The 15742-nt window shown below is 51.2% G+C and carries 12 protein-coding genes; 2 read left to right on the top strand and 10 right to left on the bottom strand.

The genetic code is table 11. The features are described from left to right. Positions 1 to 29: 29 nt before the first annotated feature. The 8 genes from yqeH to spoVAC all read right to left on the bottom strand — a co-directional run bounded on the left by yqeH (position 30) and on the right by spoVAC (position 8218). Complete coding sequence (gene yqeH, locus KI362_RS01035; protein ID WP_301624218.1) at positions 30 to 1157, bottom strand: ribosome biogenesis GTPase YqeH; 1128 nt, start codon at positions 1155 to 1157, stop codon at positions 30 to 32. Further along, positions 1154 to 1681, bottom strand: a complete 528-nt coding sequence (locus KI362_RS01030) for a YqeG family HAD IIIA-type phosphatase (RefSeq protein WP_044479422.1) — start codon at positions 1679 to 1681, stop codon at positions 1154 to 1156. Before KI362_RS01030 ends, yqeH begins: the two co-directional genes overlap by 4 nt. Before the next feature lie 67 nt (positions 1682 to 1748). Then, positions 1749 to 3998, bottom strand: a complete 2250-nt coding sequence (locus KI362_RS01025) for a DUF4129 domain-containing transglutaminase family protein (RefSeq protein ID WP_301624215.1) — start codon at positions 3996 to 3998, stop codon at positions 1749 to 1751. Then, positions 3995 to 5065 carry a DUF58 domain-containing protein gene (locus KI362_RS01020; protein WP_306432804.1) on the bottom strand — a complete coding sequence of 357 codons (1071 nt, stop codon included), beginning with the start codon at positions 5063 to 5065 and terminating at the stop codon, positions 3995 to 3997. The genes KI362_RS01025 and KI362_RS01020 overlap by 4 nt, the downstream gene beginning before the upstream one ends. A 183-nt stretch (positions 5066 to 5248) precedes the next feature. Continuing rightward, entirely contained in the window at positions 5249 to 6205 is a 957-nt protein-coding gene (locus KI362_RS01015) for an AAA family ATPase (protein ID WP_301624212.1), read from the bottom strand. A 173-nt stretch (positions 6206 to 6378) separates the two neighbouring features. Continuing rightward, on the bottom strand, positions 6379 to 6729 hold the full coding sequence (gene spoVAE / locus KI362_RS01010; protein ID WP_044479426.1) for a stage V sporulation protein AE: 351 nt from the start codon (positions 6727 to 6729) through the stop codon (positions 6379 to 6381). Positions 6730 to 6731: 2 nt separating this feature from the next. Next, positions 6732 to 7748, bottom strand: a complete 1017-nt coding sequence (gene spoVAD, locus KI362_RS01005) for a stage V sporulation protein AD (protein WP_301624209.1) — start codon at positions 7746 to 7748, stop codon at positions 6732 to 6734. Beyond that, the gene (gene spoVAC / locus KI362_RS01000) at positions 7748 to 8218 is read right to left on the bottom strand and encodes a stage V sporulation protein AC (RefSeq protein WP_044480038.1); all 471 of its coding nucleotides are present in this window, start codon (positions 8216 to 8218) and stop codon (positions 7748 to 7750) included. The genes spoVAD and spoVAC overlap by 1 nt, the downstream gene beginning before the upstream one ends. A 419-nt stretch (positions 8219 to 8637) precedes the next feature. Between spoVAC and KI362_RS00995 the strand changes: the two genes are divergently transcribed. Then, positions 8638 to 9711 carry a M42 family metallopeptidase gene (locus KI362_RS00995; RefSeq protein ID WP_301624207.1) on the top strand — a complete coding sequence of 358 codons (1074 nt, stop codon included), beginning with the start codon at positions 8638 to 8640 and terminating at the stop codon, positions 9709 to 9711. A gap of 569 nt (positions 9712 to 10280) precedes the next feature. Here KI362_RS00995 and KI362_RS00990 read toward each other — a convergent pair. Next, a complete protein-coding gene (locus KI362_RS00990; protein WP_301624205.1) occupies positions 10281 to 12311 on the bottom strand; it encodes a beta-galactosidase in 2031 nt (676 codons plus the stop codon). A gap of 127 nt (positions 12312 to 12438) precedes the next feature. Between KI362_RS00990 and KI362_RS00985 the strand changes: the two genes are divergently transcribed. Further along, positions 12439 to 13275, top strand: a complete 837-nt coding sequence (locus KI362_RS00985) for an AraC family transcriptional regulator (RefSeq protein ID WP_301624203.1) — start codon at positions 12439 to 12441, stop codon at positions 13273 to 13275. Between the two features lie 18 nt (positions 13276 to 13293). Here the strand turns inward: KI362_RS00985 and KI362_RS00980 are convergent, their stop codons facing one another. Continuing rightward, positions 13294 to 15660: a glycoside hydrolase family 95 protein gene (locus tag KI362_RS00980; RefSeq protein ID WP_301624202.1), complete on the bottom strand. Its 2367-nt coding sequence runs from the start codon at positions 15658 to 15660 to the stop codon at positions 13294 to 13296. Positions 15661 to 15742 lie beyond the last annotated feature (82 nt).

The following is a 15742-nucleotide window of genomic DNA, read 5'->3' as shown; positions in this document are numbered from 1 at the left end:
CCCTTATTCCCTGCTAAAATCCTATTTTCCTAGATCAGCGACGGACGCTCCAGCACCTTAACTCCCTTCGGCACATGAACAGCCAATACGGCTCCGCTTTCATTATTCACCTTGATCCAGCCCAGACCGGAAATAAACAGATCCGAGTGCCGGCCCTTTGGTATCCGGAAGTCATGTCTTGTCCACTCAGGCAGCTTCTCCAGACTGCTTCGGTTCGGCGGAGACAGAAGCTCCCCGGCATGCTCCGCATACAGCTCGTCGGCCCGTTCCAGCTTGGTCCGATGCAGCGGAATACGGCTGCTTGCGAAGAAGGTGAAGGACTGACGCTCGCCCTGGATAAAATCAAAGCGGCCAAACCCGCCCAAGAATAAGGTTTGTCCTTCATTTAACTGGTATACCGCCGGTTTAAGAGGCTTATCCGGCATGATCACGCTCAGGTCCTGCGGGCTAACCAGCTCGCTATATCGGGAAGGATACACGATCCCAGGCGTATCGATAATCGACTTGCCGTCATCCAGCGGGATATGAACCATATCCAGCGTGGTTCCCGGATATCTCGACACGGTAAGCTCCTGATCCAGATCGCTGTAATCCCGGATCAGCCTGTTGATCAGCGTAGACTTCCCTACATTGGTAGCACCAACTACATAGACATCACGGTCTCCCCGGTAGAGCGACAGCATCTCCAGCAGACGGTCAAACCCGCTGTTCTGCTTGGCGCTGCACAGCACAACGTCGACCACCTTCAAGCCCATCTCTTTGGCTTCCTTCTGCACCCAGTTCCTGATCTTGTTCCAGTTCGTAACCTTTGGCAGCAGGTCGGTCTTGTTCACGGCAAGCAATACCGGGTTGTTGCCGATAAATCGCTGCAAGCCGGAAATAACGCTTCCATGGAAATCAAACAAATCCACGATGTGGATAACAAGCGCATCCTTGCTTCCAATCTGCCCAAGCAGCCGAAGAAATTCATCCTGCTGCACCGTCACAGATGAAGATTCATTATAGTTCTTAATCCGGAAGCACCGCTGACAGATAACGGGCTCACGTTCCAAAGCCTGTGCCGGAACATAGCCCGGCTTGTCCTGTGCTTCCATCTGCAGCTTGATGCCGCAGCCGCTGCAATGGGCTTCGTCCCTTCTATTTTGCAGATCCGTCATTTATGTTTGTCCTCCTCAAGCCATAATCCAGACTTCCCCAGCCGGGACTTCACGATACGTTCCAGACGCCGATTGATGCGTGTGCCGAATCCTTCATCCTGAACCGAGATCGGCAGCACAAGCACTGTAAAGAGCCCCTGGCGATTGCCGCCGTATACATCCGTCATCAATTGGTCCCCTACCATGATCGTCTCCTTCGGACTAAGCCCCATCAGCTTCATTCCTCGAAGGAATGAAGCTCCGGTCGGCTTTTTGGCTTTATGGACGAACTCAATATCTAAAGGGGTAGCAAATTTGGATACCCTGTCCAGATTATTGTTGGATACGATCACAAGTTTAAATCCGATTTTCTTGACCTTCTCGAACCAATCCACCAGCTCTGGCGTGGCAAGCGGAGCCTTCGCCCCCACCAGCGTATTGTCAAGATCCGTTATAATTCCGCGGTAACCCTGTTCATATAGACCTTCAAGATCAATATCGAACACATGATTCACCCGCAGCTTAGGCATAAAAATCTCAAACAAATTTTGTTCACCTCAGTTTTTTACATACGACAAACTATACCATATTCTACCCTGAACTTCCTTATATTTATCTTCTTTTGCCTGTATTGCGGAATAATTCTTTGCTCAAATCTCTTACATGCCGCCAGCGCTCTTCCCCATATGCATCCCGGCTGTAGCTTGCCAGCTCGAATTCCTGCAGCAAATCGTCCAGAATCGAAGACAAATTAGGATTGGCAGCACTCCATTGGGCAAAGGTCTCTCTTAGGGTCTCTTCCTCGCTTCGTTCAAACCCTCTCCACCTCAGGGCACGAACAACCCGCATCGTCTCCAGAACGGTTTTCTCAGCTGCCGATAGCTTGTGGCCGATTCGCATCCGCATGAAAACAAAATACAGCGAGGAACGGAAACGGTACACTGCCCAGACCAGGATAACCGCTGCTGAAATCATCGAGATGATCCGAAGCGCTTGGGGTGAGACACGATCCATAAAGCCGCCGCTTGCCGCTTCATGATCCGACATGTCAGGCTGTTCTATATCTGCAAAAGCTACTACACTGTCGTCCTGCTTGTACAATACCGGGGCGTTGAATCCAGGCGTAGGCTCAAAAGGAATCCAGCCATAATCGCCAAAGTGCAGCTCCACCCAGGAATGAGCATCGGCGTTGTTGACCTGATAGGCCATGCCCCGCTCCGGAAATCTATCCAGTGTCTCCGGGCTCGGCTGGCTGCCCGGTGCATAGCCCTTCACCCAGCGTGCCGGAATGCCGAGTGTGCGTGCCATCATGACCATGGATGTGGAGAAGTAATCACAATATCCCTGCTGGATTTCAAACAAAAAGCTATCCACAAAATCGTCGCTTTGTTTACGGGATATATCAGGCTTGTTTGTATATTCGAAATTTTGCCGCAAATAAGCCTGCAGAAGCTCCATCTTCTTGTAAGGGGTATCCCCCTCCGAGGTAATCTGTTCTGCCAATAGGCGAACCCGCTCCGGAAAGTCCGAAGGCACCTGCAGATACTGTTCATCCCGTGAACCTTCGGGGTACAGTTCCTGATATGCGGCTTCACGCACCTCTTCCAGCGGAATCAGCGGAATATTGGCAGTGATGGCGTATCTTCTTGGATAGAGACGTGTTGGCTCAGCACTGCTGGACAGTACAGCCACATGAGATGGATCCCAGCGCAGCTCCGCCTCCTCCGGATACCAAGTAGCACTTGAGCTAAAGGACGCGGAAGACTCCTCATCCAGATACTCTACCTTCGCGATCGCATACCCGCCGAACAAAATCGGATAAATCTGCTCGTTCTGCATCGTAATTGTCTGTACAACCTGCATGGTCTCGGTCTTCGGCGCAGGGTCATTCAGCAGAAACTCTTCACTTCCGCCTCCGCCCCTATTATTTCTGCCTTCGCTTAAGTAATCCAGCCAGCCTGTGCCTGTGTATAACCGGCGTGTCTCTCCCCGCCAATAGGATCTTACGGAAGAGTCGATGGACATCACCGGACTATAGCTGAACTCAAAGCCGCCGCCAAGCTCCTGATCATCTCTGCTATAACCGGACACAACCACAGCTTGTTCAAAGTTGGGAGCAAGGGTCGAAATGGACGATGTAGCCGTCTCTACTGTCCCTTCGCCTCCGCCGCTGCCGCTATTTCGGTTCACCCAGGCCGTATACGGGTCTGTTAACAGCGGCGATACCGTAGGCATATTGGTTCCGATTAACAGAACACAGGCAAATACGACAATGATATTGCCGGCAATTTGTAATGGATGACTTTTCAACACGCCCCAGCCTTGAGGAAATTTCAATTGATACTCTCGGAAATGACAGCCGGCCAGCCAGCTTAAGCCTGCAAATACGATCCATGCTACGTTCATCCATAAATGGTAAGGTGTGAAAGAATCCAGGGCAGCAAATACAATAAGATGGCCTGCTAAAAACAGCATAATCCGAGCTTTCCCCTTCACCGCCATCAGGATAAGCTCAAAAAGAAACCAGGCAGCAAGCGAAAACCATATATAGGGCTGGAACGATAATGACATATCACGCAACTGGTCAGGGTAGAGCGGCCCGCTCGGAGTGTATACTCCATACCCCACCAGGACCACTCTCCAGGAGGCCATTACAACAATCAGCTTCATCGTCCAGCGCCAGCCCGCTTGAAGCGGAAGGAGCTCCACTGCTCCCACGATCAGCAAAGTAACCGTAACAAGTGTCGTTGTTGCCTGAAACCATAGCGGAACCGTAAAATCAATCCACTGAAAAGCAATAATCCAGATGCAAATAACGGATAGAATATGATACCAGGAATAGGTGCGCTCAGAAAGCTTCATTGAACACCACCTCCAAGCGCCGCAGGCAGTTCGGACAGCGAGGATGCGGAAATCCCCCGAATCCCCCGCTCATGCAGCATGCTCTTAACTAGGCTTTTACGAGTAGAACCCGTCGTGCTGGCAGCAATATGAATGTGATATGGCGTCATGTGATGACTTTTGGCCCAACGCAGGATGGAGAATAAGTTCTCGTCGCTTAGCGGACTGATCAGAATAAAAAAGGCTCCTGGTGATTGCAGCATCCTTGCCTTCTCCAGCTTCGGGATATGCGAGCCGTATCCGTCGGCATGAATATCCACCAAATGATGCAGCATCTCAAGGCGCTCCAAATGCCCCTCGGAAGGCGCAAAGCCTCTAAAGTCTTTGCCCAGTGTGCACAATCCCATATTAATCCGCTGTCTTGCGCCAAATTCAAGGAGCGAGGCGGCGGTAGATACCGCGAGTTCAAATTGCTCAGGCTTCATATAGCCGATGGAATGCCCATCCAGCACAAGGAATGTCTTCGGGAGCGACTCATGCTCGAACTCCTTGGATTTCCAGGTGCCTGTCTTGGCGGTTGCGTTCCAATGAATCCTTGAAATCCGGTCACCGTACACATAGTCCCGCACCCCGTTAATCTGGGTCGTCTCTCTTCGCGACATGGATACCGCCGTTTCTGTCCCGGCAAGCCGGGAGTTCCGGCTCTGTAATTGCCAATGAGGAATGAAGATGGTGCGCGGAAGAATCCGGAATTCGCCTCCAGCCATAAAGCTGCTCCTATGCTTCATCCATCCGAAGATGTCCTCGGAATAGCATTCCGTATCCTCAAAGCTGTATCTGCCTCGCTCCAGTGGAGGGGTCTGATAGGCCAATGTGCTGCTTCTCTGCATTTTTGGAATGATACTCTCCTGAAACACCCACGCATCCCCATTATGCCTGTGCAAATGCTCCTTAAGGACAATATAGGGAAGCGGAAGGAACCGCGGTGTCTGAATTTCGAGGCGTATCTGAACCGCGTCACCGGCCTTCAGCAAAACAGAGCGTTCTCCGTCTACAGACAAGCTTCTTGTCCCTCGAATTCTGCGCATGCCTCCCCAGCCTCCTATAATCCAGTAGCAGGATAAGACGAGGGTCATGGCCAGCAGCATCAAAGAAGTTTTGCCCCCCTGGAACAATACATACAGCAAGCAAATGATCCAAAGAGAGGCCATTTTCCAAAAATTAAAGGAAGACAATTCAGCTTTGACAGCTCCCATTACGGTACGCATAGCTTATATTCCCGCGCTAACCGGAACCTGAATCTGCAACAGAATCTGCTGCACGATCTGTCCGGCATTCCGGCTGTCCAGCCGGGCTTCCGGCCGAAGCAACATGCGGTGTCCGAGCACATAAGGAGCAAGCACCTTGATATCATCCGGCAAAGCATAATCACGCCCCTGCAAGAATGCGTAAGCTCTCGCAGCATTCATGAAAGCGAGCGATGCGCGCGGCGAGGCCCCCAGCAGGACAGACTCATGGCTCCGGGTTCTTCTCACGATTTCCAATAGATAATCAGTCAGAGCATCGCTGATATGCACCCGGGTAATCTCTTGTTGGATTCTCGCGATATCAACCATATTTGTCACCGGGCGAAGCTGATCAACCGGCTGTCCGGCAGCATGCGAACGAAGCATGCTTTTCTCGGTAGCCGCGTCCGGATACCCCATGCTGATCTTCAACATGAAACGATCCAGCTGCGCCTCAGGAAGCAAATATGTACCTTCAAAATCAATCGGATTCTGAGTCGCACATAGCATGAAGGGCACCGGCAAGTCATAGGTCACCCCATCCGCCGTCACGCTTCTCTCTTCCATTACTTCAAGCAGTGCCGATTGCGTCTTGGTTGTGGCACGGTTGATCTCATCCGCAAGCAAAATATTGGTCATGACCGGCCCCGGACGGAAAACAAAGCGTTCCTCATGCGGGTGAAACACAGATACACCTGTTATATCGCTTGGTAATATATCCGGATTACACTGGATTCGTCTGTATTCTCCGTCCATGGATTTGGCCAGAGCCTTGATTAATTGCGTCTTTCCCGTACCGGGAACATCCTCGATTAGGACATGTCCTCCGGCAAGAAGGGCGGTAAGCAATAGATTAATCTCAAAGGTTTTCCCTAATATGCATGATTCCAGATTGCTCTTGACTGCGTTCAGCGCTGAAATTGACTGCTCGTCGATTGGCATGCTCTATCCCTCCAGGCGTTTAGTCATCTTGTCGCTCTATGCTGAATTGTACCGATGTGTACTAGTTCTATTGTACATGATGATTCCTATGGAAGTAAAAAAAACAGACCGCATCTTCGGGCAAAATTTCTGCCTCCAGACACAGTCTGCTGCTCATTTCGTCTTCATAATGCTCATCCCTTCGGCCTTACAACCAAAGCGGCCAGAAAGGAGAAAATAATAGCCGCCGAAATCCCTGCGCTCGTCACATCGAATATTCCCGTTATGACGCCAATCCAGCCATCGCGGTGCAATTCGGTCAAGGCACCGTGAACAAGGGAGTTGCCGAAGCTTGTGATCGGCACAGAGGCTCCGGCTCCGGCAAACTTCACAAGCGGGTCATACCAACCCAGAGCATCCATGACTGCGCCGATCACGACAAGTGTGCTCATCGTATGAGCCGGCGTTAACTTGAAAATATCAAACATGATCTGACCCACCACACATATTAATCCCCCAACGACAAAAGCCCAGAAATAGATCATATTTAGTTTTCACCCCTTTCAATAGAGACTGCGTGGGCAATGCACGGGATACTTTCCCCTTGCTGATATGACAGTGGAGACATCAAGGCTCCGGTCGCAGCGATCAGTACCCGATTTAATTCCCCCCGCTTCATCCTCTTTAAAATATGACCGTAGGTTACGACCGCCGAGCAACCGCAGCCGCTGCCGCCTGCAAACACAAAGGGCTGCTTCTCCCGGTCATAGATCATCAACCCGCAGTCATTAAAGGCCGTCTTTTCCATGGTGACTCCATCCTGCTTCAGCAGATCGCTGACGATGGCATGTCCGACAGAAGCCAGATCGCCTGTCACAATGAGATCATAGTCCTCCGGCGTTCGGCCGGTATCCTTGAAATGCGCGACTAATGTATCCGCTGCCGCCGGAGCCATGGCCTCTCCCATATTAAAGGGATCCTTGACACCAAGATCCTGGATTTTTCCGATCGTTGCATGGGTTATTCGCGGGCCTGAACCAGATGAAGCCACGACCGCTGCTCCGGAGCCAGTAATCGTATACTGGGCTGTTGGCGGCTTCTGCGATCCATACTCCGTAGGATATCTGAACTGCTTCTCCGCTGTGCAGTTATGGCTTGCTGTCGCCGCCAGCGCATACTGTGCGCCGCCTGCATCCACCACCATCGCCGCTACCGCCAGACTTTCCATCGAAGTGGAGCAGGCTCCGAATACGCCAAGATAAGGCGCTCCGATGGTCCGCGCCGCGAAGGTCGCGCTGATAATCTGATTCATCAGATCACCTCCGACAAACAGCTGCAGTTGGTCCTTGGAGATTCCGGCATGTACCAGGGCTAATGACGAGGCATGCTCGAGCAGCTTGCGCTCCGCCTTCTCCCAGGTTTTTTCGTCAATTTCAAGATTGTCGTATACGAAGTCAAAATCAGAAGAAAGCGGACCTTGCCCCTCTTCCGGGCCGACGACGGTCGCCGCGCCGAGAATGACTGGCTTGGATTTGAACTCCCAGGTCTGGGCGCCGATCAGCATCAATGATTCCCCCCAAGTCCGAAGATCACATGAATCACGCCAATGATGAAAGCGGCGACAACCCCGAACACAATGACCGAGCCGGCCAGCTTGAACATGCTTGCCCCCACGCCCAGAACCAGCCCTTCTGCTTTGGCTTCCAGTGCCGAGGAGCACATGGAATTCGCAAAACCGGTTACCGGAACTGCCGAGCCCGCTCCAGCCCATTGGGCGATTTTATCGTAAATTCCGAAACAGGTGAGGATAACGGATATAATGATCAGCACCGCGACAGTGGGGCTGCTTGCCTCCTTCGACGACATTCCGGCAAAAGTCATAAACAGTTGCTGGATGCACTGGCCAATCAGGCAAATCGTACCGCCAACGAGAAATGCTTTCAGACAATTGGCGAGCACTTTGGGCTTCGGCTTATGTTTTTTCGCGATCTGCTTATATTCTTGTTCTGTCAGCGACGTAGAACTCAGCTTCATTCTGGCGCCGGGTTTTGATTTTGCTGGCACAGGCGCTCCTCCTTTTCGGGCCTCAATTTTTTCCTGAGCTGTATATACATTATTTGCTCCTAATGGCTTTGTTATGTTTCGGAAATGTTTACCACTTGATTCCAGCAAAAAAAACCGGCGTCCCCGAGTGGAGCACGCCGGTTTTCGGTTGATGAAAATCGCTTGAATCACAGCAGCTGCAAAATAATGACCAATAAGATAAACAGTATGATAATTAGAAGCCAATCCTTGGAATGCCTTTCGAGCATGGCTTGAGCGCCTCCCTGAAACGGTGTAATGCGTGGTGAATTGATGTATTATATGTAGAGTGCGTCCTATTGGTGCCCACGCATCGTAGACAATCTAATTAGGGCGGTACATACTGAGTAGCATGGAAGGAGAGAACGATGATGAATACCCAAACAAGAGAACTTTTTAAGCAATTAACGGAATTTCCTGCCGCACCCGGCTTTGAACGGGAATTGCGCAGCTGGTTTAAGGAACAGATGTCCGCTTATACGAGCGAATTTGTCCAAGACCGGCTTGGAAGCCTGTTCGGAGTGCTTCGCGGTGATGATCAGGGGCCGCGTGTTATGGTTGCCGGACATTTTGATGAGGTAGGCTTTATCACAACTGGTATTACTGACAATGGCATGGTGAAATTTCAGCCGATCGGCGGCTGGTGGAGCCAGGCTGTTCTGGCCCAGCGTCTGCAGATCATTACGCCTAAAGGACGCATTATCGGTATAGTAGGCTCCACACCGACCCATTTGCTGGATGAGGCTCAGCGCAGCAAGCCTGTGGATCTCAAGACCATGTATCTGGACGTTGGTGCTGACAGCCGCCAGGAAGCCGAGGAGGCAGGGATTACTCCAGGTCAACAGATCGTGCCGATCTGCGAATTCACGCCCATGGTCAACCCCAAGAAAATTATGGCTAAAGCCTGGGATAACCGCTATGGCGTCGGCCTTGCTCTGGAAGTAATGGAAGCCCTCCATAAGGAACAGCTTCCGAATACTTTATATTGCGGCGCAACTGTTCAGGAAGAGCTGGGACTGCGGGGAGCGCGGACATCTGCCAACCTGATTCAGCCCGATATTTTCCTCGGTATGGATGCAAGTCCTGCGAACGATACAACAGGTGATAAATCCGCCTTCGGTCAGTTGGGTCAAGGGGCCTTGCTGCGGATTTATGATCCGACGATGCTGACCCATCGCGGAATGGTGGAGTATATTCGTGATACGGCGGATACCCACAAGATTAAATATCAATACTTTGTCTCCCAAGGCGGTACGGATGCCGGACAGGTCCATTTGAGCGGTATTGGGGTGCCTTCTGCGATTATCGGTATTTGTTCCCGCTACATTCATACTTCCTCATCCATCATTCATACCGATGACTATGAGGCTGCCAAGGAACTGATGATCAAGCTCGTTAAGGGGCTGGACCGCACCACGCTCAACACCATTTTGGAGAACAGCTAATCTGTGCAAAATAGGGGCCTTCGGCAAGACTTGATCTTGCTGGAGGCTTTGCAGCAGCTAAACATAAGAAGGCGCGTTAGGGGCAACGTGTGAAGAATCGCTATGATCGCTGTTGTTCGGGGATTTCTTTAATTGGATTAAGTTCACTCTTTTTGTACGAATTTTCGTATATATCTGCTCCTTGATGCCATCGACTGGAAGAGTTTGAACGATATTTCGTACAAATTACCCTCGTCCCCTCGCTTCACGGGCGATTTTATACGATATTTCGTTCAAAATCCTGGATTCGGGCGGTGCGGGAGTGATATTGTGCGATTTTTCGTATAAAAGTCCGGCAACACTGGGCATTTGATTTGACGACCTTTCGGGACAATACTAGTCAAGGTTTTTGTAAGGTTGGAGGTCGGGTGAATTTCCCTCGCTCCTCATTTGATCTAGAAAGCCGCAGTGGACGCAAGAAACCAAGGATTCAAGCGAGAGTAGGCCGCTTAGCTCCTTGGTTTCTATATGAATATCGCTCTATTTTGATATTAAAGCCTCACTTCTCCTTGTACTGTATCGTCAAGAGATCAGCTCTCCAGAATGACAACACCTCGTCCAGGAACAGTAACCGAACCCGATACGGAGGAATGCGCAAGCAGGTCCTGCCGCGGATTATCCCCGATATTTACCTCTGCCGCTTCAGCACTGTGATTCAGCAGGAATAAATATTCTTTGCCATCCTTTACACGACGGGCCGTCTCTACACCTTCCGGCGCCCGTTCCGGCAGCAGTCCCTTAATCCCCTTCTCTTCGCACAGATTAGCGAGGAAGCTCTCCATAAACGCTTCATCCGGGCTGCTAGCTACATAATAGGCTTTACCCGCCCCATAGCGGTTGCGAGTCAATACCGGCATACCTTGATAGAAGTCCTGACCATATTCCGCCAGTACCTCTGCTCCTTCCGAGTGGATGAGATCGCAAAGCACACCGCACTCATAGGTACCTGACAGGCCGTTCCAGTCCTGCTTCATGACGATCTCATTCTTCTGATCCGGGAATAACGCATCAATTTCCTCCGCCCAGATACCAAGTAAAGAGCGAAGCTCTCCCGGATATCCTCCTGTCGTCACCAGATCATTCTCATTTACTATACCGCTGAAGAAGGTCGTGACAAAGGTGCCGCCAGCCGATACAAATTGCTCCGCACGATTTGCAAAGCCTGGCTTCACCATATACAGCACCGGCGCAATCACAATATCGTATTTACTGAAATCCTCTTCAACCGAGACCATGTCCGCCTCTACATTCATCTTGAATAAAGCATCATAATACTTATGCACTTCATTCACATAGTTCAACGCAATGGTCGGACCGCTTGATAATTCAAGAGCCCAGCGATTCTCCCAATCATATACAATGGCCACGCGAGCCTGAGTCCGCGCATCCAGGAGCTTATCGCTGAGAGACTGCAATTCTTGTCCCAGCTCCGCACATTCGCGGAATACCCGGGTATGCTCGTGGCCGACATGCTCAATCACAGCACCGTGATATTTCTCGCAGGCTCCGACAGAGCGACGAAGCTGGAAGAACATCACTGTATCCGCGCCGCGCGCCACCGCCTGATAGCTCCACAGCCTCATCACGCCAGGCCGCTTCAAGGAATTATAAGGCTGCCAGTTCTGCTGGCTTGGCGTCTGCTCCATCAGCATGAACGGATCTCCGCTCTTCAATCCGCGCATCAGGTCATGCGTCATTGCCGTGAAGCTGACCGGCGTATTCAAGGACGGATAGTTATCCCAAGATACGATATCCATATGCTTGGCCCACTCGAAGTAGTCCAGCTCCGGATAGAAGCCCATCAGATTTGTCGTCACCGGAATATCCGGTGTATGCTTCTTCAATGCAGCCTGTTCCAGCTTGTAGCATTCCAACAGACTGTAGGACATGAACCGGCGGTAATCCAGCGAAATTCCTTGGAAATTCGTACGGTTGCCTCCCCATTCCTCACTCAGTTCATTAGGAACGACGATCTCGTCCCAATCATAGAAAGTGTGCCCCCAAAAGCGGGTATTCCAAGCCTTATTCAGCGCATCCAGAGTGCCATAACGTTCCTTGAGCCAGGTGCGGAAGCCTGCTGCACAGTTCTCACAATAGCAGTAGCCGCCATACTCATTGGACACATGCCAGATCAGGAGACCTGGATGATCTTTATAACGCTCGGCAAGCTTGGCAGCGATCTGAACAGAGAATTTTCTGTAGGAAGGAGAGTTGGGACAGGAATTATGCCGTCCTCCAAACTTACGCTTCCGGCCTTGAACATCCACACGCAGTACGTCCGGATATTTTCTCGCCATCCAGGCAGGATGAGCGCCTGTACTGGTTGCAAGGCAAATATATACGCCTTCCTTATACAATCGGTCCATCGTTTCATCCAGAACAGAAAAGTCATACGTATCTTCATCGGGTTGAGTTAACGCCCAGGAGAAGACATTCACCGTCGCAACATCAATCCCGGCGAGCTTGAACATCCGCTCATCCTCTTTCCAGATTTCGCGGTCCCATTGCTCTGGATTATAGTCTCCGCCATACCAGATTTTAGGCAGCTTTTGATTGATCAATCCAAGCACATCCTTTATTATGTGATATAATTATAATCCCATTGTAAATCAGTTAGATATCGCTTTATATATAATAAATTTGAATGACCATATAATAATATGGAATATCTTTCAGGAGGTATAATATATGTCAATTCCAGCTTACCGCCGCTTTGTCTTCCCCTCCTCTGCCAATCCGCATTTACCCCTTATCGTTGAGAGCATCGGCTGTAATCCGGATCAGGAGAAGGTGAACAGGCCGGAAGGTTATCCTTGCTACCACTGGCTTCAAACCGATGACGGAGAGGGCAGAATCACGTATGGCGGCGAGTCGATTATACTGAAGACGAATAGCGGCATACTGCTTCCTCCAGGGATGCCCCATGCCTATGAAGCGATTGACCGAAATAAGTGGGGGACGTATTACCTTACTTTTGGCGGAGAAGCGGCCGGAGCTATCTTGTCCGCCTATGCTATTCACGAGCCTGCGCGTTTTGATTGGGAAAGCGACTCCATCCTGTCTGATATTCTGGCGTCTATTGTAGAACAGCTTCAACTAGGCAACGATCCCTTCGGGCTGGAGGTCTCTTCAGCCGCTTACCGCTTTCTGGGATTGCTGAGCAAGTATGGTCAAGCAAGCCGAATTCCTGTTACCCGGGGGATTGAAAAGCTGCAGCCTCTACTGACCTGGATCGACCAAAATTATGATAATCCTGATATAGGTCTGGATACACTGGCTGAAGTGCTGAATACTTCCGGACGTCATCTGAATCAATTATTTCAGTCCATATTCGCGATCTCTCCCTATGCTTATCTAATCCAACACAGGATACACAAAGCAAAGGAGCAGCTTGCCGGACAACCCGACCTAACGGTTATCCAGATTGCCGGTGAGAGCGGATTTCGGGATGCCAGTCACTTCGTAGCGACCTTTCGCAGGCATACCGGTATGACTCCCCAGCAATTTCGCAAGCTGCACATTTAAATACTATAAGTGCGTGTCTTAATCATCTAGGGTTACATTCACACAGCATCCTGGCTCCATTTTGAAACGGTCATCCTGCCATTCCAGCGTGCCTTTGCCAGCAACGGCTATTCTCAGCTTCTTGCCTGCATACCGGACATGACACCACCCGCTGCGGGAAGAAGTTACTCGAGCGAGCGTTAATTCCCCTTCCTCCCACACGATATCGACGGTATATCCTCCCCTTGCCCGAATTCCCTCCACACAACCATTAGGCCAAGCTGCAGGCAAAGCCGGGAGAAGATGGATGTCATCCAGATGGCTCTGCATCAGCATCTCGGCGATGCCGGATACTCCACCGAAATTACCGTCGATTTGGAACGGCGGGTGATCGTCAAACAGATTCGGATAGGTGGATCTGGCGAGCAAGGTGTGCACAAATTTATACGCGTGCTCACTGTCCGCGAGCCGGGCATACAGATTGATCAACCACGCACAGCTCCAGCCGGTATGTCCACCGCCGCTTGCAATGCGCTGCTCCAGCGATTTGCGGGCCGCTTCCGCAAGTTCCGGCGTATGCTCAGGCGTAATCGCATTTCCCGGATAAAGGCCATATAAATGGGATACATGCCGATGCCCCGGCTCTGCTTCAGGGAAGTCCTCCAGCCATTCTCTAAGCCGTCCGTCCGGAGCGACCTCAGGCTTGGCAAGCTTCTCCAGCACCCTGCGGACTGATTGAGCCCACTCGCTATCCATGTCCAGTAGGTTAGCCGCTTGGATACAGTGCTCAAGCAGCTCCCGGATCAGCGATAAATCCATCGTGGAACCGGCGCTAATACTGCACGCTTCTCCTTGAGCGGTCAGGAACTTGTTCTCGGGTGATGTGGAAGGCGCCGTAACGAGCCGCCCGGCAGGATCCTCGATCAGCCAGTCCAGACAGAACTCCGCCGCCCCCTTCATCAGCGGATAAGCCTCATCCCGCAAAAAATCAAGATCCTTTGAATAAGCATATCGCTCCCACAGATGTCCGCACAGCCATACACCGCTCATCGGCCAGAAGGCCCAGCTGGCATCTCCGTCACTCGGTGTGGAGGTTCTCCACAGATCCACATTATGATGTGCGGTCCAGCCTCTTGTCCCATAATGGATCTTGGCCGTTCTTGCTCCTGAAATGCTCAGATCCTTGATCATATCAAATAGCGGCTCATGACATTCGGGCAAGTTGCCTACTTCGGCCGGCCAGTAATTCATTTCTACATTGATATTTGTTGTGTAATTACTGTTCCATGGCGGTTGCATGTGAGGATTCCAGATGCCTTGAAGGTTGGCAGGCTGAGTGCCCGGTCTGGAGCTGGCCATCAATAAATAGCGTCCATATTGAAAATACAGGGCCTCGAGCGCCGGGTCTTCCTCTCCCTCCCGATAGCGAACCAATCGTTCATCTGTGGGCAGCTCCGATTTAGCCGATGATCCGAGATCCAAATATACGCGGGAAAAGAGGGCTCGATGATCATCCAGATGCCTGTTCAACAATTCCTCATAGCCTTTGACGAGAGCAGCATCCAGCCAATCGAGACATCTCTGGCGGAGCTGTTCTTCCGAAATGCCTCCCGGCACAACATCAAATCCGGCGAAATCGGTAGCCGCTGTAAACAGAATCAGAACCGAGCCGGCTTCGGATACGCGAATCTCATTCCCTTCCTGTGCTACACTTCCACCCTCTGCCAGAACCCTTATATGCGCCTGAAAGGATAGACCTCTTCCATCCTCATTGAGGATGGATTGCGGATGGTCGCCCCTGTAATTGTCGGCGATATGGCTGGGAGCCTTCCCTTTCATGACCAATGTCCCCTGGCTGCCCGCTTCAATCTGATGCTGCAGCGGGGAGTCCATGGCAATACGCAGGCTTAATGAGCCTTCCATGGAGGTGTATCTCAATACCATGACCTGGTCCACCGCGCTGATGAATCCCTCGCGCTCGAAGCGCTGTCCCCCGCCGGAATATTGAACAGATGCCAGACCCGTCTGCAAATCCAGCTCACGGCTATACTCTCCGACCGGCTTCATGCCAAGCTGCTGTATCCGCAAGTTCCCTAGCGGCTGATAGGATTCCGTACGCCGCCCAAGCATACGCAGATTAATTAACTCCTCAGCCTCTTTGTATTTCCCGGAAAATATCAATTCCCGCGCACTCTTTAAGTGACGTAAAGCATCATAGTTTTGCGTATCTCTTGGAACTCCCGACCATAAGGTATCTTCATTTAAGGCTATAACCTCCTCTTGAAGCCCCCCATAGACCATCGCGCCAATTCGGCCATTGCCGATCGGCAATGCTTCTTCCCAACGGGCGGCAGGCTGCTTGTACCACAGTCTCCAATTTCCTTGTTTCCGGTGGTTTTCGCTCACGGTGTACTCCTCCACTCCTATAACTTAAGGAAAAGACCCGTTGAACCCGGGCCTTTTCCTTTGTATTTAGAACTATTAGATT

The organism is Paenibacillus apis, assembly GCF_018333295.1.
Taxonomy (GTDB): domain Bacteria; phylum Bacillota; class Bacilli; order Paenibacillales; family Paenibacillaceae; genus Fontibacillus; species Fontibacillus antibioticophila.
This window is presented reverse-complemented; position numbering and strand designations above follow the sequence as displayed.

Excerpts from the sequence above, each read along its gene's own strand:
- yqeH (WP_301624218.1), bottom strand. The coding sequence starts at position 1,157 with ATGACGGATCTGCAAAATAGAAGGGACGAAGCCCATTGCAGCGGCTGC.
- KI362_RS01025 (WP_301624215.1), bottom strand. The coding sequence starts at position 3,998 with ATGAAGCTTTCTGAGCGCACCTATTCCTGGTATCATATTCTATCCGTT.
- KI362_RS01020 (WP_306432804.1), bottom strand. The coding sequence starts at position 5,065 with ATGCGCAGAATTCGAGGGACAAGAAGCTTGTCTGTAGACGGAGAACGC.
- KI362_RS01015 (WP_301624212.1), bottom strand. The coding sequence starts at position 6,205 with ATGCCAATCGACGAGCAGTCAATTTCAGCGCTGAACGCAGTCAAGAGC.
- spoVAE (WP_044479426.1), bottom strand. The coding sequence starts at position 6,729 with ATGATCTATTTCTGGGCTTTTGTCGTTGGGGGATTAATATGTGTGGTG.
- spoVAD (WP_301624209.1), bottom strand. The coding sequence starts at position 7,748 with ATGCTGATCGGCGCCCAGACCTGGGAGTTCAAATCCAAGCCAGTCATT.
- spoVAC (WP_044480038.1), bottom strand. The coding sequence starts at position 8,218 with ATGAAGCTGAGTTCTACGTCGCTGACAGAACAAGAATATAAGCAGATC.
- KI362_RS00995 (WP_301624207.1), top strand. The coding sequence starts at position 8,638 with ATGAATACCCAAACAAGAGAACTTTTTAAGCAATTAACGGAATTTCCT.
- KI362_RS00985 (WP_301624203.1), top strand. The coding sequence starts at position 12,439 with ATGTCAATTCCAGCTTACCGCCGCTTTGTCTTCCCCTCCTCTGCCAAT.